Below are 18,421 nucleotides of genomic sequence, written 5' to 3' on the forward strand. Positions count from 1 at the left end.
GTCAGGCCGGAAACATCAGCAGCGTCAGGCCCAGCCGCACCCACATCGCCGCCAGCACGGCCATGGATACGATGAACACCGCTGCCCGGTGCAGGACGTTGTTGTAGGTCAGGTGGATGGCGCTCTGGATGATGCGTAGCGCCACGAAGACCCAGGCCAGCGCCTCATAGAGATGGTCACCCTGGCGCAGCACCATCAGCACCACGCAGATGACGTAGAACAGCGGCGGCACCTCCAGCAGGTTGTTGAAGGCGCGCTGGGCCGTGGCGCAACCGTCCGTCTGGGTGCCTGCCGTGAAGTTGCGGAAGTAGGACAGCCGGACATTGCCCCGCCTCACCGCCCGCACCCGCATGATGAACAGCCGCAGGCCCACCAGCAGGGTGAACAGGAACAGGACCAGCATGGGGAAGAACAAAGCGATGCTGCTTGTCATGGCCATCCGTCGCGCAGAGAAAGCGTCAAGAACAAGTTACGGCTTTTTAGGGCGACTGGAAGCCCGATCACCCGCTTAGGCCGATGGCCATAAAGAAACGGCGCGCGGGAAGGTCCCGCGCGCCGGTCTTTGAACGTCCCGTAAGACTTGCTTGACTAGAACCGCACCTTCACCGTGCCCAGAATTTGGCGCGGCGGCTGGGGGAAGGCGCCCAGGGGGCCGTTGTCGTCGGCCTCGATCAGGTTCACCTTGCGGTCGAACAGGTTGCGCACCGTCAGGCTCAAATCCACGGTGTCCTGACGGGGCGGCGTCCACGTCCAGGTGGTGTTCCATAGGGCGTAGCCGCCGCTGACGCGGCTGTTCTGGCTGTCGTAGGCATAGTCGCCGAACATTTCTACCCACAGCTTGCCCGACAGGCCCCACGTGGGGATGCCCTGGTTCAGGGCGACGCTGCCCGTGTGCCGGGGCACGCCCTGCACCCGCTTGCCGGTGAAGTCGCGCTGGATCAGCGTGTCGCTTTCCACGAAGCGGTTGTCCAGCCAGTAGGCTTCGGTATAGCCATAGGTGACGTCGGCCGACAGGTGGGGCACCAGGCTGTCCAGCCGGGCGCTGCCCGCCAGTTCCACGCCCTGGGACAGCTGCTCACCCGTGTTGAAGGTCTGCGGCACGCCGTTGACCTCCACCACCTGCAACAGGTCGTGGCGCTGCAGGCGATAGACGGTGACGCTGCCCGACAGCAGGCCGCCGAAGGCGTCGGCCTTCACGCCGGCCTCCACATTGTCCGCCAGTTCCGGGTTCAGGCCGGTCTGGCGGGTGCGGAAGGACCACAGCGGCCCGAAGGCGGCCGAGAAGCCCTGGCCGTAGGCGACATAGGCGCTGACCTCGGGCGTCACCTTCCAGGTGACCGACGCCTTGGGGCTGAAATGGGCGTTGTCGTCGTAGGCGGTGCCCCCCGGCGTGATGGCGCCATTGGGCCCGCCGCTGGTGGTGTCGCCGTAGACGACATGCCGCTCGAAGTAGTCATAGCGCCCGCCCACGTCCAGGGTGATGGGCCTGAAGGTCCGGTCCACCTGAAGATAGGCGGCGTACGCCCGTTCGCGGCCGTAGGCGTTCAACTGGGTGTCCGTCACCCATTGATCGGTGTCGATGTTCCGGCCGGTCAGGATGCTGCGCTGCTCACCGTAGTAGTAGGTGTCGTCCAGCTGGCCGGTCCAATGCTCGGTATGGTGGGCGCGCACCTGCTCGGCGCTGACGCCGCCCAGCACCTGCCAGGGACCGTGGGTCCAGGACAGCTGCTGCTCGCCATACCCCGTGATGGTGTTGCCGTCGACGCGGAAGCCGGTGAAGGTGACGGAGCCGGCGCTGGGGTCGTACTCGTTGGCGAAGCCCTGCAGGGCGGAGGTCAGGGCCTGGCGGACGTGCAGCTTGGTGGTGGCCACCAAGCCGTCGGCCAGGTCACGCTCATAGGTCGCGGTGGCCGTGGCCATGCGCTTGTAGAAGCCGGCGTTGTCCTCGTTCCAGTTGGCCTCGCGGCCGCCGGGCAGGTTGATCAGCTCACCCCGGCCGTCCACCGGCAGTTCGCCGGCCAGCTGCTGGCGGGTGTCCACCCAGGTGGCGGTGACGGTCAGGCGGCCGGCGTCGCCCATGTCCAGCTGGTGCTTCAGGAACAGGTTGGTCTCGTTGCGGCCGGTGCGGTCGCGCCAGCCGTCGCCCCGCTCATGCCCCACGTCCAGCAGCAGGGCGCCGCCCTTCACGGTGGGCGTCTGCAGCAGGGCGTCGCCGTGCAGCCAGCCGTCGCTGCCGGCCTGCAAGGTGACCTCGCCCTTGGTCTCGTCGGTGACCTCGCGGGTCAGGTAGTTGATGGTCCCGCTGATGGCGCCCCGGCCGTATAGGGCCGACATGGGGCCGCGCACCACGTCCACCCGGCCCACCGCGCTGTAGGGCAGCTGTTCCAGGTCGACCTCGTCATCCCCGGTGACGTAGGGGATGCCGTCCATCATCACCACCAGCGTGTCGTTGTGCACCTTGCTGGGCACGCCGCGCAGCGTGATCGAGGTGTAGGTGCCCATGTCGTTCTTGGACACCAGCACGCCCGGCAGGTCCGTCAATTCGTCGCCGATGAACAGCACACCCTTCTGTTCGAACTCGTCGCGCGACACGGTGGACACGCTGGCGGGCACGTCGCGCAAGGCCTCGGCCCGGCGGGTGGCGGTGACGATGATCTGGTCCAGCGGAGAGTCGCTGTCGGCGGCGGGACCCGCGGAGGCGGGCGTCTGCCCGCCGGTGGTATGGGGGTCGTCGGTATGTCGGCCGGTGGTATGGTCGGCGGTATAGGAGGACGAAACGTCTGCAGCCAGGGCGGCCGAAGCCGAGAGCACGGGCGAACCCGCCAGGATGGTGGACAGCAGCAGCAGGCGGCGCATCGTTTCAGAAGCCTCCTCAGGTCTTTGAATGCGGAAATGTGGGAAAACGGCGCCGGTGTACCCCATCCGTCGCAAACTGCGAAGGCATGAACGCGCCGCGGCCGGAGATGGGCGGTATGTCCCACCGTCCGTGCGGGCCATTCCGCCCCGTGGGACGGGCCTCAGACTTTAAGGATAATGCCTGGGGCCGCTGTATATCTTATAAGACTGCGAAAACCGGGATCCGCGACGTTTTGCCTTCTTGGGACCTGCTTAGGTGCGGGGCCTGGGGGTTGGCGGTCGTACGGACGAGGCGTGGGGTTGGGCCGCAGATGCCGACGCGTGGGCTGACAGGGCTGGGCGTGATGCCCGTCGTCCGACGGGCGGTGGCTGGCGTGGTTTTCAATCGCGTTAAGGCAACTGTCATCGTTTTGTCCCATGATGCCACCGGTCCCGATATCGCCTGTACCCGTTTGTTCCCGGAGAAGTCCCGATGAATCGTCGCACGGCCGCCGCCGCGCTGGCCCTGGTCCTGGTCGCCGCCTACGGCGGTTACCGCGTGTGGGACGCCAAGTCCGGGGTGTCCGAAGCGGAGGCCTCGGCCACGCCGGGCAACAAGCATGGTCCTGGCACTAACAACAACGGCCCGGTGCCGGTGGTGACGGCGCGCGTGCGGCGTGGCGCCATGCCCATCGACGTGGCAGCGGTGGGCACGGTGCAGCCCATCTCCACCGTGCAGGTGCGCGCCCGCATCGACAGCCAGCTGATGGAAGCGAAGGTGGAGGAGGGGCAGGAGGTCAAGTCCGGTGACCTGCTGTTCCTGCTGGATCAGCGCCCGGCCAAGGCCGCCCTGATGCAGGCGGAGGCCAACCTGGCCCGCGACCAGGCCAACCTGGCCCAGGCGCGGTCGGACGCCCAGCGCAACGCCGGCCTGTTCGCCCGCGGCGCCGTCTCCCTGCAGCAGAACGAGCAGGCGTCGGCCACCGCCAAGGCGCAGGAGGCCACGGTGCTGGCCGACCAGGCGGCGGTGGACCAGGCGCGCCTGACCCTGGCCTTCACCGAAATCCGCTCCCCCATCGACGGGGTGGTGGGCAGCATCCAGCTGCGCCCCGGCAACCTGGTGAAGGGCAGCGACAGCGGTTCCACCCTCACCACTCTGGTGCAGGTGGCGCCCATCAACGTCGCCTTCACCGTGCCGGAGAAGCATGTGACGGCGGTGCGCCAGGCCTTGCGCTCCGGCCGGCCGCCCCTGGTCTCGGGCAAGACCGCCGACGGCCTGGTGGCCGCCACGGGCCGCCTGGTCTTCATCGACAACAGCGTGGATGCGCAGTCCGGCACCATCCAGCTGAAGGGCCTGTACGACAACAAGGACCGCGCCTTGTGGCCGGGCCAGTTCGTGGACGTCACCCTGCACCTGGGCATGGAGGCCGACGTTCTGTCGGTGCCGGCGGTGGCGGTGCAGCGCGGCCAGGCCGGCCCCTACGTGTTCGTGGTCAAGGCTGACGACACGGTGGACATGCGCCCGGTGACGGTGGGGCGCTTCGCCGAGCAAGGTGCCGTGATCGCGAGCGGTGTCGAGGCGGGTGAGCGGGTGGTGACCGAAGGCCAGCTGCGCCTGGTCCCCGGTGCCAGGATCGTGGAACGCCCGGTCCCTCAAGGGGGCGGGGTCGAGGCCGACAGCGCCAATCCCGGCGCGGGCGCCGCGCAGGCCAGCGGAAAGGCGCGCACGTGAACATTTCCGAGCTTTGCATCCGCCGGCCGGTGATGACCGTCCTGCTGACGGCGGCCCTGATCCTCAGCGGCGTGCTGGCCTACAAATACCTGCCGGTGGCCGCATTGCCGCGCGTGGACTTCCCCGTCATCAGCGTGTCGGCCAGCCTGCCGGGTGCCAGCCCGGACACCATGGCGTCCTCCGTCGCCATCCAGCTGGAGCGTGAGTTCTCCACCATCGCCGGCATCGAGAGCATCACCTCCAGCAGCGTGCAGGGCAGCACCAACGTCAACATCCAGTTCAATCTGGACCGTGACATCGACAGCGCCGCCCTGGACGTGCAGGCGGCCCTGTCGCGGGTGCAGCGGCGCCTGCCCATCGAGATGACGACCCCGCCCAGCTACCGCAAGGTGAACCCGGCCGACCAGCCGGTGCTGCTGCTGGCGCTCAGCAGCGCCACCCTGCCGCTGAGCCAGGTGGACGAATACGCCGAGACCCTGTTGAGCCCCGCCCTGTCCACCCTCAGCGGCGTGGCCCAGGTGCAGGTCTGGGGCGCGCAGAAATTCGCGGTGCGCATCCGCCTGAACCCGGAGGCGCTGACCGCGCGCGGCATCGGCGTGGATGAGGTGCAGAACGCCATCGTCGCCGCCAATTCCAGCTCGCCCGTCGGCGTGGTCTCGGGCTCGGCGCAGCAGCTGATCCTGGAAACCAACACCCAGCTGTTCGACGCCCAGAGCTTCTCCCACCTGGTCATCGCCACCCGCAACGGCGCGCCGGTACGCCTGGGCGACGTCGCCAGCGTCATCGATGGGGTGGAGAACGACCGGACGGCCAGCTGGTTCAACGGCACCCGCACCATCGTCCTGGCCATCCAACGCCAGCCCGACGCCAACACGGTGGAGGTGGTGGACGCCGTGAAACGGGTGATCCCCACCTTCAAGGCCAGCCTGCCGCCCTCCATCGCCATCAACGTGCTGATCGACCGGTCGCTGTCCATCCGCGCGGCGGTGGAGGATGTGCAGTTCACGCTGATCCTGACCATCGGGCTGGTGGTCATGGTCATCTTCCTGTTCCTGCGCAAGGTCAGCGCCACCCTGATCCCCGGCATCGCCGTCCCCATCTCCCTCATCGGCGCCGCCGGCGCCATGAAGGCCTTCGGCTTTTCCATCGACAACATCTCGCTGTTGGCGCTGACCCTGTCGGTGGGCCTGGTGGTGGACGATGCCATCGTCATGCTGGAGAACATCGTCCGCTACATCGAAGAGGGGATGAGCCCGTTCGAGGCGGCGGTGAAGGGCAGCCGGGAGATCGGCTTCACCATCGTTTCCATCACCCTGTCGCTGGTGGCGGTGTTCATCCCCATCTTCATGATGGGTGGTGTGGTGGGCCGGCTGTTCCATGAGTTCGCGGTGACGGTGACCCTGGCCATCGCGGCCTCCGCCATCACGTCGCTGACGCTGACGCCCATGCTGTGCAGCCGCTTCATCACCCATGACCACCATGCCAAGCCCAACCGGTTCGAGCGGGTGACGGAGGCAGGGTTCCAGGCCTGGCTCCGGGGCTATGACCGTACCCTGACCTGGTGCCTGGGCCATCGCCGCGTGGTGGTGGCCGTGTTCTTCGCCACCCTGGTCGGCACCGTGGTGCTGTTCCAGCAGGTGCAGAAGGGCTTCTTCCCCACCGAGGACAACGGTCAGATCTTCGCCCAGACGGAGGCCCGGCAGGACATTTCCTTCGACGCGATGATCGCCCTGCAGCAGCAGGTGGCGGCGGCGGTGGCCAGGAACCCTTATGTGGAGACCTTCATCTCCTCCGTCGGCGGCGGCGGCAACGTCACCAACGCCGGCCGTGTCTTCATGTCCCTGAAGGACCGCGCCCATCGCCCCAAGATGGAGGCGGTGCTGCAAAGCCTGCGCAAGGACGTGGCCGACATCCCGGGCATCAACGTCTTCTTCCAGCCGGTGCAGAACCTGAACGTCTCCGGCCGCCAGTCCAAGAGCCTGTACCAGTACACGCTGCAGGGCCTGGACCAGCCGCAGCTGTACCAATGGTCGGACCGGCTGATGCAGAAGATGGCGCAGATGCCGCAGTTGCAGGACGTGACCAGCGACCTGCAGCTGTCCGGCCAGAACGCCTCCATCCATATCGACCTGGACAAGGCCTACATGCTGGGCCTGACGGCGGAGAACCTGCGTTCCAGCCTCTACAGCGCCTTCGGCACGCGCCAAATCTCCACCATTTACACGCCGACCAACGATTACGAGGTGATACTGGAGCTGTCGCCGGAGGCGCAGAAGTCGGCGGACGTGCTGAACCGCATCTACATCCGCTCCGACAGCGGCAAGCTGATCCCCCTGGGCGCCGTGGCCCGCATCGACCGCACCTCGGGCCCCATCAGCGTGAACCACCAGGGGCAGCTGCCCGCCGTCACCCTGTCGTTCAACCTGACACCGGGTGTTTCGCTGGGCGACGCCGTCACCGCCATCGAGGGCGTGCAGCGCGACATCGGCATGCCGGACAGCATTTCCGGCAGCTTCCAGGGCACCGCCCAGGTGTTCCAGCAGGCGCTGGCCAACCAGGGCCTGCTGCTGCTGACGGCGGTGCTGGTCATCTACGTCGTGCTGGGCGTGCTGTATGAAAGCTTCATCCACCCGCTGACCATCCTGTCCGGCCTGCCCTCGGCGGCGGTGGGGGCGGTGGGCTCGCTCATGCTGTTCGGCTTCGACCTCAGCGTCATCGCCATCATCGGCGTGCTGATGCTGATCGGCATCGTGAAGAAGAACGCCATTATGATGATCGACTTCGCGCTGGAGGCCCGGCGCGACGGCGCGACCCCGCAGGACGCCATCTACCGCGCCTGCCTGCTGCGCTTCCGCCCCATCATGATGACCACCATGGCGGCCCTGATGGGCACGCTGCCCATCGCCCTGGCGTCGGGCGCCAGCGCCGAGCTGCGCCAGCCCCTGGGCGTGGCCGTGGTGGGCGGCCTGGTGGTGTCGCAGCTGCTGACGCTCTACATCACCCCGGTGCTGTACCTCTACATGGAGGACTTCAGCCGCTGGATCGACCGGCAGCTGCACCGCCAGAAGACCCGCCGCGCCGCCCGCCGCCTGGTGCCCGCCAACACCGACGGCCGCGCCAACGCGGCGGAGTAGGCACCCCCGCCGCGCAGGCGCCCGCCGGGTCAGGCGGCGCGGATGCCGCGCAGGAAATTGTCCACGTCGCCGCGCATCCGCTCGGCATTGCGGGCGAGGTCGCTGGAGGCGGAGAGCAGCTTCTGCGCCACCGATCCCGTGGTCGCCGCCGCCTCGGTCAGGCCGCCGATGTTGGCACTCATTTCCTGGGTCTCGCTGGCCGCCTCGGTGACGTTGCGGGCGATTTCCCGGGTGGCGGCGCCCTGTTCCTCGACCGCTGCCGCGATGCCGGATGAAATGGTGCGGATCTGGTCGATGACGCCGCTGACGGTGCGGATGGCGGCGACGGCCTGTGCCGTTTCCTGCTGGACGTCGGCGACCTGGGCCGTGATCTCCTCCGTGGCGCGGCCCGTCTGGGTCGCCAGGGTCTTCACCTCGCTGGCGACCACGGCGAAGCCTTTGCCCGCCTCGCCGGCGCGCGCCGCCTCGATGGTGGCGTTGAGGGCCAGCAGGTTGGTCTGGCTGGCGATCCCGGCCACCAGTTGAACCACCTCGCCGATCCGGCCCGCCGATTGCGACAGGCTCAGCATCATGGTGTTGACCCTGCCCGTCTGGTCCGCCGCCTCGACCGCGATGCGGGCGGCATCCGCCACCTGGCGGCTGATCTCGCTGATGGACGCGTACAACTCCTCCGACGCGGCGGCCACCGTCTGCACGTTGGTGCTGGCCTGGCCGGCGGCGCTGGCGGCGTCACGGGCCTGGATGCTGGCCCGGTCGGCCACGTCGCTCATCGTCTCCGTCGTGTGGTGGATTTCGTTGGCCGCTTCCGCGCTGCGCTGGATGAGGCCCATAACGCTCTGCTGGAAGGTATTGGCGATGGCCTCGCGCTCCGACTTCAGCGCTTCGGCGGCACGGTCGGCCACCTCACGCCGTTCCTGCTCCTTGCGGTCCAGTTCCATCAGGCTGTCGCGGAACACGGTCAGGGCCCGGGCCAGCTTGCCGATCTCGTCCCCCCGCGCGGCGTGGGTGATGGTGATGTTCCGGTCGCCGTCGGTCAGACGCACCATGGCATCGGTGATGGCCTCCAGCGGGTGCGTGATGGTGCGCACCAGGTAAAGCGACAGTCCCAGGATGGCCAGGCTCACCACCGCCAGGGCGACGCCGTACGTCATCAGGCGCTGATGGAACACCGTGTCGATGTCGTCGATGTAGACCCCGGCGCCCACCAGCAGCCCCCACGGGGCGAAGGGACGGATGGAGGCCACCTTGGCCACGGGCGGGTCGCCCTGCTTGCGGGGAAAGGCGTAGGCCACGTCCCCGCCGCCGGCCCGCGCAGCCTCGATGAACAGCCGGATGAAGGGAACGCCGTTCGGATCCTTGAGGTCGATCAGGTCCTTGCCTTCCATCTGCGGCTGCGGGCCGACGACCTGGGCGATGCCGGTATCGGTGTAGACGAAGATGTAATTGCCGTTGGCGAAACGGATGGCGCGGATGTCGGCCTTGGCGCGCTCCAGCGCTTCCGCCTCGCTCAGTTTTCCGCTGGTCGACTGGTCGTGATAATAGGCCAGGAGGCTGGTTGCCGACTCCACCTGTCGCACCATCTGTTCCTTGCGGCCTTCCAGCATCAGGGTGCGCTCATGGAACGTGCTCAGGATGGCGACGATGATCATCGCGGCGACCGGCAAAAGGACGGCCGCTAAGATTTTAACCCTGACGCTCACGGATTTTGGCATGCCGCTCTCCCTTATGGATTGTTTTATAAAGGGGATTAGGGCGGTTCGGAGGTCTTGTTCAAGGTTGCCGGGTCAGTTTGTAAATAATAATTTAAATATACGTCGTGTGAATTCCATCGAAACTTGCCCGATCCGGGCAGGGCGGCCAAACCCAATAGTCTGTCCCCCTGGGCACCTAAGCAGACTTTCCGAACTCCGCCCACACATGGGCGGGCTCGGAAATCTGCTAAACTATAGAGTCGGCAGGTTTCTCCAGGCCGGGCCATGTGTGGCCCGATCTGGAGGAACCTGCTTAGGGGTCAGATCACCTTACCCTCGAACGGATGGCTGCCGTCGCGGCTTTCAACCTCGATCACCCATAGGTCGGGGTCGCGGCGGGTGGCGCGCTCGATGAAGGCGTCGGCTTCCGATTCCGGTACCTGGGCGCCGTTCAGGCCGGGGAACCAGCCCAGCTTGCCGTCCATGTCGCGGCTCTGGGTGTAGACCTTGGCGCCTTGGAAGGGGATGACGACCTTCAGCAGGATCAGGCCGCTCTCCGCCTCGCCCTTGCGCAGAACGTAGACCGGGATGCTGTCGGCGGCGCAGCGGCGCAGGTGCAGCTGGACCCAGAGGGCGGTGGACAGCCGGTCGTCGGACATGGTCCCGGGGTTCCTGAAGAATTGGACGGGAAAAGCGGTCAAAGCGGAGCGGGCGCGACATTGCGGCTTGCCATCCGTGCCGCCGCCCGGAAAGGTGCGTCCGTATCTATAGGGTTCCACCGCTTCCGAGGCCAGAGTCATGACGTCATCCGTACCGCCCGCCCGTCGCCTGGGCCGCGTGCTGCTCACCAACGACGACGGCATCAACGCGCCCGGCCTGGCCCTGCTGGCTGAACTGGTGACCGGGGTGGCGGAGGAGGTCTGGGTGGTGGCGCCGGAGAAGGACCAGAGCGGCATGTCGCGCGCCGTCACACTGACCACACCCCTGCGGGTGGAGGAACGGGGGGAACGCCGCTACGCCTTGACCGGCACGCCCAGCGACTGCGCCATCTTCGGCCTGCGCCACCTGCTGAAGGACAATCCGCCGGACATCGTGCTGTCCGGCATCAACCGGGGCGCCAATGTGGGCGACGAGGTGCCATATTCCGGCACCGTGGCGGCGGCCCTGACCGCGCGCCTGCTGGGCGTTCCGGCCATCGCCCTCAGCCAATCCTTCGCCAGGGGTGGCCAGGTGCGCTGGGAGACGGCGCGGGCGGTCTTCGCCCGGTCGCTGGACTATGCGCTGGACCTGCGGGTCGCCGCCAACGCCGTGCTGAACGTGAACTTTCCCGACGTGGACGCGGCGGACGTGGGTGACGTGGTGCTGACACGGCAGAGCCGGGGCACCCTGGACCGCATCGACGTGGAGCCACGCGCCGACATGCGCGGCGGCACCTATTACTGGATGGCCTTTCGCCGCCACATGCCCATCCTGGGGCCGGACACGGACGCCGGCGCGCTGAAGCACGGCCTGGTGTCGGTGACACCCCTGGGCTTCGACATGACCGCCCCGGAAGGCGTCGCCTGACCAGACCGGACCGGAAGGCATAGCCTGACCAATCCGCCCCAGACGGCATAGCCTGACAGAGACCACCTGGCCCGCCCTTTGCTTCCGTATAAAGGGAAGGGGGCCGGCGGCCGGCCCCCAGGATTCCCGGATCAGACGGGAAGCCAGGCCAGCCAAGGGGGTTCGCCATGTCGGGCGTGTCGTTGTTCCAGGGAAAGATTTACCGGGTGGGCAGAAGCGTGCTGGTGCTGGGCCTGGCGCTGGGCGCCCTCAGCGGCTGCGTCGTGGTTGATGCCGCCGGCACCGCCGTGGGCACGGCGGCCGACGTGGCCGGCACCGCGGTCAGCACCACGGCCAAGGTCGTCACCGCGCCTGTGAGATAAGTTTCCCAGCAAACGCCGGGCGCGATCGGAACCAAGCTGTGAAACGGCGTTTCATAGCTCTGGCGTTCAGCCCAGCTCAATCCTGTTGCGGCCGGCATTCTTCGCGCGATAGAGCGCGGCGTCGGCCGTCAGGTTAAGGGCTTTGGCATCCAGCCCGGGCTTCAGGCCCACCACGCCGCCGGAGAAGGTCACCTGGAACTGGGTGTCGCCGTGCACGTAGGGGATTTCGCTGAACTGCTGGCGCAGCGTGTCCAGCCGGGCCGCCGCGTCCTCGGCCCGGGTTTGGGGCATCAGCACGGCGAACTCCTCCCCGCCATAGCGCCCGATCATGTCGCTACGCCGCAGCCGCTGCTGCAGCAGGCGTGATAGGCTCTTGATCACCCGGTCCCCGGCCCCGTGGCCATAGCGGTCGTTGACCTTCTTGAAATGGTCGATATCCAGCATGGCGAAGGACAGGTCCGTGCCGTCGCGCTGGGCGCGGGCCACCTCGGTCACCAGCAAATCCTGGATCATCGGATGGTTGTAGGCGCCGGTCAGGCCGTCGCGCACCATCAGGGCCTTCAGCTGGCGGGCGCGGCGGGCACGGGCCCGCACGGTTTCGGTCAGGTCGCCCAGGTCGACGGGCTTGGTCAGATAGGCGTCGATGCCCGTACGCACGGCGGAGCGGTGCGTTTCCGCGTCCAGATCCGCTGTCAGGAAGACGATGGGCAGGGCCAGCAGGCCATCATACTGACGCAGGACCGACGCCAGCTCGAAACCCGTGCACTGGGGCATGATCAGGTCGGTGACCATCAGGTCGGTGTTGTGGTCATACAGCGCTTCGACCGTCTGCAGCGGGTCGGTCACCAGCCGCGTCTGCATGCCGGCGGATTGCAGCGCCATCTCGTAATAGGCCCCGAGGGTGGCGTCGTCGTCCACGATCAGGATGCGCAACGGTTGGTCGGGGTCGCGTTCCGTCAGGCGGTCCAGATGGCCGACCAGGGCGTTGGCGTCGGGCGGCTTCACCACATAGGCGTCGCAACCGGCCCGCGCCGCCGCCAGCCGCGCGGCGAAGCCAGTGGCGGACGACAGCGCGAGGGTCGGTATCTTGCGCCCCTTGGCGTCCGTCATCTGCGTGGCGCTGGGGATCGTGCCCTGCGGGTTGATGTCCAGGATGATCGCTTCCGGCGCCGCCTCGGCCACCGCGGCGGTCAGGGCGTCGCCATCGGGAAAGGCGGTCAGCTTATAGCCGTAGGCGGCCAGGATGTCGGCCAGATCCTCGGCCTCCGCGCCATCGGCCAGCATCAGGTAGACGGAACGGTAGGGCCCCTCGCTGGACAGGGCGGGGGCGGCGGGCAGGGCATCGACGGCGGTGGCGGTCGGGGCGGCGTCGGTGATGGCTCGCGCCAGTCCGTCGATGGCGGCGTGGAGCACCGATGGGGCGATGGCGCCCATCTGGTCGACCACCTCCTCCAGCGCGCGGGCGGCGACGCTCAGGTCCGGCAGGCCGAAGGTGGCGCCGGAGCCGGCCAGGGAATGGGCGTGCCGCGCCAGGTCGGCGCGGGTGGCGGTGGCGTCGTCGCCATCCAGACCTTCCAGCATCTCCGCCGCGTGGCGGATCTGCGCCAGGCGATCCGGCAGGCCGGCCATGAAGTCCTGGCGGATTTTCTCCATCCGCGCCAGCAGGTCCGCTGGCGGGGTCGGCATGATGGGCGGGGTGTTCTGGATCATGTCGGGCCGGCGCCACCCCACAGGTCGCGCACGGTGTTGGGCAGGCTCATGGGGTCGAAGGGTTTGGCGATCACGCCCACCGCGCCCAGCTCCTTGAACCGTGCCACCTCCGACGGTTGGACCTTGGCGGTCATGAAGGCGATGGGGACGCCAGCCAGGGACGGGCGCTGGCGGATGGCGTCCAGCGTGGCGGGACCGTCCATGCCGGGCATCATGGCGTCCAACAGGATCAGCTGGGGCGTCCAGCCATCCAGGATTTCCAAGGCGTGGGCACCGGATTCGGCCATCTGCACGTCAAAGCCGCCGACATGGCGCAAACTGAGTTCGACGATGGCGCGGATGTCCGGCTCGTCATCGACATAGAGGATGCGGTTCAGTGACTCGGCCATGCTGCCTCGCGGTGGTCTGGTGCGATGGACTTGGGTGCCATGGTCTCGGGAGGGACATGCCGGCGTCCCCGTGGCGCTACAGTGCGCACCAGGGTAGCCGCCGGGGCCAGCGGGCGCAAATGGAGTTCGGGCGACAGTCGGCCACAGGCTGCCGGGCCGCCAAGGTGCCGTTCAGGGGGGTGGGATCAAGGGGGCTGGGTCAGGGGGACTGCGGGATGTCGGCGCCCGCAGGGGCGTCGGACCGGGCATCAATGCGCCTGGACGGCAGGATCAGCACGAATTCCGTGTCGCCCGGGTGACTGGTCAGGGTCATGTTTCCGCCGTGGCGCTCCACGATGGCCTTGACGATGGACAGGCCCAGGCCGTTGCCGCCTTTCTGCCGGCTGTCCGACGAGTCCGCCTGGGCGAATTTCTGAAACAGGCGCGGCTTGAACCAGTCCGGCACGCCGGGGCCGTTGTCGTGCACAGAGAGGCGGACGCGGCCATCCTCCACCTCGCCCCGCACGGTCACGGCGCCGCCGGGGTTGGAATATTTGATGGCGTTGGACACCAGGTTGGCCAGCACCTGCCGCAGGCGTCGCGGGTCGCCCACCACGGGAAGGGGACCGGTTGAAATGTGGCGCAGGGTGACGGTGTGTTCCTCGGCCATGGGGCGCAGCGTGGCCACCGTCTCTGCCGCCAATTCCCCCAGGTCCAGCTTGTCCGCCTTCAGATCCAGGGTGCCGGATTCAATACGCTCGATATCCAGCAGGTCGTTGACGATGGCGATCAGCCGCTCGCTGTTGCGGTCGGCGATGCGCAGCAGGTTCTGCGCCTGGACGGACAGGGCGTCGGGCATGCCCAGCGCCAGGCGTATGGAGCCATGGATGGAGGTCAGCGGCGTGCGCAATTCATGGCTGACGGTGGAGATGAAGGCGTCCTTCATGCGCTCCACCTCCTTGCGATGCGTGATGTCGCGCAGCACCAGGGTGTAGAGGGGGCGGTCATCCAGCTGGGTGGTGGTGACGGTCAGTTCCGCCGGAAAGCGGCGTTCCTCACCGCGCACCTCGACCTCGCGGGGGCTGTTCCCTTCCAGCGCCAGGGGCAGCCACAGGGTGCCGGCCGCCTCTTCCAGTACGGCGCTGGCGGCGGCGCTGGCCCCGGCCAGGCTGGGCAGGGTCAGGAACTCGTCCACCGGCAGGCCCAGCAATTGGCGCACGTCGCGGCCCAGCATGGTGGCGCCGGCGCGGTTGGCGGACAGGATGACGCCCGCCTCGTTGATGGTCAGGACGCCGTCCTCCAGGCTGTTCAGGATGCTGTCCAGCCGCTCCCGGCTTTCCTGCACGGTGGCCAGCATGCGGCGTTCCAGGGCCTCGCGGTCCGCCTGCTGGCGCTCCCGCGCCTGTTTCTGTTCCTTCAACGATTGCAGGGCGCGCGCCATGGTGCCCAGTTCATCGCTGCGTCCGGCACCGGTGACCGTGACGCTGGCGTCGCCCCGGGCGATGGCGCGCAGCGCGGCGGTCAGGGCCAGGATGGGCAGCACCAGGCTGCGCGACAGCAGGACCCAGATGCCGATGGCGGTGGCGACGATCATCAGGCCGCCCACCAGGATGCCCCGCACCCCCTCCGACTGGGCGTTCTGCTGGCGCACCAGATCCTGGTCCAGCATTTCGCGTTCCGCCGTCGCGATGGCGTCCAACGTGCCGCGCACCGCATCCATGGAGCGCTTGCCCCCCAAGGCCCGGGCCTGGTCGCGGGCCAGGGCCCGCGTCGTGGGGTCCGCCGCCATGGTCAAGGTGGGGTTGGCGTAGCCGTCCTGCCAATCGCGCACCTCGGCGCGCAGGGTATCCACCTGCCGCCGCTGGTCCGTGTCGCCCTGAATCAGCGCCTCCAGCCTTGCCAGGCGGCTTTCCTGCGACTGCATGGCCTGGCGGGTCGGCTCCAGGAAGGTGGGATCACCCGCCACGATATAGCCGCGCAGGCCCGTCTCCTGGTCCAGCATGGTGGTGCGCACCGCCTCCACCGCCTGGATGACGGCCAGAGCCTGCTGGCTGTCGCGGGTGGTGCCGACGATGACGTCGATCTTGCGCATGCCCCACAGGCAGACCGCGGCCGCCAGGACGAACAGCAGGGTGAAGGCCAGGAACAGGCGGCGGGGAATGGACAGGCCCTGAAGGGGGCGCGCCGGGGTGTCGTCGGGTGGGATGGGGATGTCGGCGCCGGCGGTGTGCGCGTCGGCGATGGTCGCGTCCGGTGACGGCCGGGCGCTTTGCTGCGGACCCGTTCTTTCGGTGCCGCCGTGGGCGGCGTTGTCGGCCGGGGCGTTGAGGTCCAGGATCATACGCTTTCGTCTTGCCGTCCGGGGACGCCCCCGGTCATGGGTGCGGCTGACAAGCAGGCTTGCGCCCTAAACGTTAACAATTCCACTATGGGGGCACCCATTGCGGGTAGGCGGGGCAATGGTTTCCGGGGCCCGGGGGGCCTCGTGCCGGGCGCTGATTCCACGCCGTTTGGGGACGATCACCAAGGGTGCATTCGGTCAGGATTTCGCGAACTTGGGGGATACTTTAGCCCTAGGCCATGCTGGATCCGGCCCCGATCCCGGCGCGCCGCCCTGGGGAATCGGGTAGGTGGCGGGAGAAGGGCCCCGGCCATGCGCGTGAATCTCCCCTGCTCAGGGGTGACATGCCGCAAGAGCCCTTGGAAAAGGTGGCGGAACGCGCTAGATATCCGCCCGCCCGGGAGGTAATGCGGCGTGCCGTCGACCCCCCGGCCTTTTTTCATGCGGGTCCTTTCAGGGCCCGCGCTCGTTTTTGAACACCCCCCGCGCCGGCTTCATTCTTTTGCACCGGACGTTGGACGACGGAGCCCTCTAATGCCCCGCAGCACACCGCTGGACGACATTCGCAACATCGGCATCATCGCCCACGTCGATGCCGGCAAGACGACGACCACTGAGCGCATCCTGTACTACACGGGTCGCAAGCACACGATCGTCGACATTCATGACACCAAGGACCTGAAGTCGTCGACCACGACCGACTATCTGGAACAGGAACAGAAGCGCGGCATCACCATTCAGTCCGCTGCCGTGTCCTGCTTCTGGAAGAACAAGAAGATCAACCTGATCGACACCCCAGGCCACGTGGACTTCACCATCGAGGTGAACCGCTCCCTGCGCGTGCTCGACGGCGCCGTGGTGGTGTTCGACGGCGTGGCCGGTGTGGAGCCCCAGACCGAGACCAACTGGCGCCTGGCGGACAACTACAACGTTCCGCGTATGTGCTACGTCAACAAGATGGACCGTTCCGGCGCCAGCTTCAGCCGGTGCGTGGACATGATCGTGAAGCGCCTGGGCGCCACCCCGGCCGTCATCCAGCTGCCGCTGGGCTCTGAAGACAACTTCCAGGGCATGATCGACCTCGTCGAGATGAAGGCTTACGTCTGGTTCTCCGAGGAAAAGGACAGCCAGTGGGAAATCTGGGACGTCACCGACGACCTGGCCGACAAGCTGAAGATCACCAACGCCTACGACCGTGAGTTGCTGGGCAAGGTCGCCGAGTACCGCGCTAACCTGATCGACACCTGCCTGATGCAGGACGATGCGGCCATGGAACAGTACCTGGAAAGCGGCGATGAGCCGGCGGTCGAGGTCCTGAAGGAATGCCTGCGCAAGGGCACCCTGAGCGGCGCCTTCACCCCGGTGCTGTGCGGTTCGTCCTACAAGAACAAGGGCGTGCAGCAGCTGCTGGATGCGGTGATCTGGTACCTGCCGGCCCCGACGGAAGTCGAGGCCATCAAGACCGTGGATCCGGACGGCAACCCGAACGGCGAGCGCAAGTCGTCGGACGACGAGCCCTTCTCCGGCCTGGCCTTCAAGGTCATCAACGACAAGTACGGCGCCCTGACCTTCGTGCGCGTCTACTCCGGCGTCGTGTCCAAGGGCACCTCCCTGCTGAACACCACCCGCGGCAAGCGTGAGCGCATCGGCCGTATCGTGGAAATGTTCGCCAAGGAAGCGAACGACCTGGAAGAAGCCCGCGCGGGCGACATCGTGGCCTTCGTCTCGCTGGCCGAGACGGATACCGGTGACACCCTGTGCGACCCCACCGCCCCGGTGGTGCTGGAGCGCATGCGCTTCCCCGATCCCGTGATCAGCGTGTCGGTGGAGCCGAAGAACCGCGTCGATCAGGACAAGTTCGGCGCCGCCCTGGGCAAGATGGTCCGCGCGGATCCGTCGCTGCGTCTGGAAACGGACCGCGATACCGGCCAGACCCTGCTGCGCGGCATGGGCGAGCTGCACCTGGAAGTGACGCTCGACCGTATGCGCACCGAGTTCGGCGTGGAAGGTGTGATGGGCCGTCCGCAGGTCGCCTACCGCGAGACGATCACCAAGACCGTCGAATACACCTACACCCACAAGAAGCAGACCGGTGGTTCGGGCCAGTTCGCCGAAGTGAAGATTCGCTTCGAGCCGAAGGAGCGCGGCGAGGGCTTCAAGTTCACCGACAAGGTCGTCGGCGGCACCGTGCCGCGCGAATACGTCCCGTCGGTGGAAAAGGGCCTGACCGTCCAGAAGGAAGACGGCGTTCTGGCCAGCTACCCGACCGTGGACTTCGAAGCCACCCTGCTGGACGGTAAGTACCACGAAGTGGACTCGAACGCCCTGACGTTCGAAATCGCTGCCAAGGCCTGCTTCCGCGAAGGCATCCGGACCGCCGGTCCGATCCTGCTGGAGCCGGTGATGAAGGTCGAGGTGGTGGTTCCGGACGATTACCTGGGTGACGTGATCGGCGACATCAACCGTCGTCGCGGCACGGTGCTGGGCCAGCTGGAGCGTGGCCACAACATCGCCGTCGAATCCCACGTGCCGCTGTCCGAAATGTTCGGTTACATCGGTCAGCTGCGTGGCATGACCTCGGGTCGTGGCTCCTACACCATGGAGTTCTCGCACTACGACCCGGTGCCGAAGAACGTGGCCGACGAGATCATCGCGAAGAGCGGCAAGGCCGCCTGAGCCTGA

At 67.4% G+C, this 18,421-nt stretch carries 12 protein-coding genes; 5 read left to right on the forward strand and 7 right to left on the reverse strand.

What is annotated here, in order from left to right; all coding sequences use genetic code 11:
* Position 1: 1 nt before the first annotated feature.
* Both FBZ89_RS19345 and FBZ89_RS19350 read right to left on the reverse strand, forming a co-directional pair.
* Entirely contained in the window at positions 2-433 is a 432-nt protein-coding gene (locus tag FBZ89_RS19345; RefSeq protein WP_186457442.1) for an MAPEG family protein, read from the reverse strand.
* Positions 434-588: 155 nt separating this feature from the next.
* Positions 589-2,856 (reverse strand): TonB-dependent receptor, encoded by a 2,268-nt coding sequence (locus FBZ89_RS19350; RefSeq protein WP_186457443.1) that lies wholly within the window; start codon positions 2,854-2,856, stop codon positions 589-591.
* A 472-nt stretch (positions 2,857-3,328) separates the two neighbouring features.
* Here FBZ89_RS19350 and FBZ89_RS19355 point away from each other — a divergent pair, with 472 nt between their 5' ends.
* Together FBZ89_RS19355 and FBZ89_RS19360 are read left to right on the forward strand one after the other, a co-directional pair.
* Complete coding sequence (locus tag FBZ89_RS19355) at positions 3,329-4,567, forward strand: efflux RND transporter periplasmic adaptor subunit (RefSeq protein WP_145751499.1); 1,239 nt, start codon at positions 3,329-3,331, stop codon at positions 4,565-4,567.
* Positions 4,564-7,701, forward strand: a complete 3,138-nt coding sequence (locus tag FBZ89_RS19360) for an efflux RND transporter permease subunit (RefSeq protein ID WP_145751500.1) — start codon at positions 4,564-4,566, stop codon at positions 7,699-7,701. The genes FBZ89_RS19355 and FBZ89_RS19360 overlap by 4 nt, the downstream gene beginning before the upstream one ends.
* A 29-nt stretch (positions 7,702-7,730) precedes the next feature.
* Here FBZ89_RS19360 and FBZ89_RS19365 read toward each other — a convergent pair whose 3' ends face one another.
* On the reverse strand, positions 7,731-9,350 hold the full coding sequence (locus FBZ89_RS19365) for a methyl-accepting chemotaxis protein (protein WP_186457444.1): 1,620 nt from the start codon (positions 9,348-9,350) through the stop codon (positions 7,731-7,733).
* A 362-nt stretch (positions 9,351-9,712) separates the two neighbouring features.
* Complete coding sequence (locus FBZ89_RS19370; RefSeq protein ID WP_004271363.1) at positions 9,713-10,051, reverse strand: DUF1491 family protein; 339 nt, start codon at positions 10,049-10,051, stop codon at positions 9,713-9,715.
* A gap of 139 nt (positions 10,052-10,190) precedes the next feature.
* On the opposite strand from FBZ89_RS19370, the gene surE reads away from it, so the two are divergent.
* Together surE and FBZ89_RS19380 are read left to right on the forward strand one after the other, a co-directional pair.
* Entirely contained in the window at positions 10,191-10,958 is a 768-nt protein-coding gene (gene surE, locus FBZ89_RS19375; protein ID WP_145751502.1) for a 5'/3'-nucleotidase SurE, read from the forward strand.
* 167 nt (positions 10,959-11,125) lie between these two features.
* Positions 11,126-11,320: a hypothetical protein gene (locus FBZ89_RS19380; protein WP_088871714.1), complete on the forward strand. Its 195-nt coding sequence runs from the start codon at positions 11,126-11,128 to the stop codon at positions 11,318-11,320.
* 66 nt (positions 11,321-11,386) lie between these two features.
* On the opposite strand, the gene FBZ89_RS19385 is transcribed toward FBZ89_RS19380, so the two are convergent.
* The 3 genes from FBZ89_RS19385 to FBZ89_RS19395 form a co-directional block, all read right to left on the reverse strand.
* Positions 11,387-13,030 carry a diguanylate cyclase gene (locus FBZ89_RS19385; RefSeq protein ID WP_145751503.1) on the reverse strand — a complete coding sequence of 548 codons (1,644 nt, stop codon included), beginning with the start codon at positions 13,028-13,030 and terminating at the stop codon, positions 11,387-11,389.
* A complete protein-coding gene (locus FBZ89_RS19390; RefSeq protein ID WP_145751504.1) occupies positions 13,027-13,419 on the reverse strand; it encodes a response regulator in 393 nt (130 codons plus the stop codon). The genes FBZ89_RS19385 and FBZ89_RS19390 overlap by 4 nt, the downstream gene beginning before the upstream one ends.
* 199 nt (positions 13,420-13,618) lie before the next feature.
* The gene (locus FBZ89_RS19395; protein ID WP_145751505.1) at positions 13,619-15,739 is read right to left on the reverse strand and encodes an ATP-binding protein; all 2,121 of its coding nucleotides are present in this window, start codon (positions 15,737-15,739) and stop codon (positions 13,619-13,621) included.
* 534 nt (positions 15,740-16,273) lie between these two features.
* Between FBZ89_RS19395 and fusA the strand changes: the two genes are divergently transcribed.
* Entirely contained in the window at positions 16,274-18,415 is a 2,142-nt protein-coding gene (gene fusA, locus FBZ89_RS19400; RefSeq protein ID WP_145751506.1) for an elongation factor G, read from the forward strand.
* The last annotated feature ends 6 nt before the right edge of the window (positions 18,416-18,421 follow it).

Origin of the sequence: Nitrospirillum amazonense, assembly GCF_007828045.1 — a bacterium.
In the GTDB taxonomy this organism is placed as follows: domain Bacteria; phylum Pseudomonadota; class Alphaproteobacteria; order Azospirillales; family Azospirillaceae; genus Nitrospirillum; species Nitrospirillum amazonense_C.

Bases quoted from the DNA above. Each gene is read 5' to 3' on its own strand.
- FBZ89_RS19345 (WP_186457442.1), bottom strand. From the start codon at position 433: ATGACAAGCAGCATCGCTTTGTTCTTCCCCATGCTGGTCCTGTTCCTG.
- FBZ89_RS19350 (WP_186457443.1), bottom strand. From the start codon at position 2,856: ATGCGCCGCCTGCTGCTGCTGTCCACCATCCTGGCGGGTTCGCCCGTG.
- FBZ89_RS19355 (WP_145751499.1), top strand. From the start codon at position 3,329: ATGAATCGTCGCACGGCCGCCGCCGCGCTGGCCCTGGTCCTGGTCGCC.
- FBZ89_RS19365 (WP_186457444.1), bottom strand. From the start codon at position 9,350: ATGATCATCGTCGCCATCCTGAGCACGTTCCATGAGCGCACCCTGATG.
- FBZ89_RS19370 (WP_004271363.1), bottom strand. From the start codon at position 10,051: ATGTCCGACGACCGGCTGTCCACCGCCCTCTGGGTCCAGCTGCACCTG.
- surE (WP_145751502.1), top strand. From the start codon at position 10,191: ATGACGTCATCCGTACCGCCCGCCCGTCGCCTGGGCCGCGTGCTGCTC.
- FBZ89_RS19380 (WP_088871714.1), top strand. From the start codon at position 11,126: ATGTCGGGCGTGTCGTTGTTCCAGGGAAAGATTTACCGGGTGGGCAGA.
- FBZ89_RS19385 (WP_145751503.1), bottom strand. From the start codon at position 13,030: ATGATCCAGAACACCCCGCCCATCATGCCGACCCCGCCAGCGGACCTG.
- FBZ89_RS19390 (WP_145751504.1), bottom strand. From the start codon at position 13,419: ATGGCCGAGTCACTGAACCGCATCCTCTATGTCGATGACGAGCCGGAC.
- FBZ89_RS19395 (WP_145751505.1), bottom strand. From the start codon at position 15,739: ATGATCCTGGACCTCAACGCCCCGGCCGACAACGCCGCCCACGGCGGC.
- fusA (WP_145751506.1), top strand. From the start codon at position 16,274: ATGCCCCGCAGCACACCGCTGGACGACATTCGCAACATCGGCATCATC.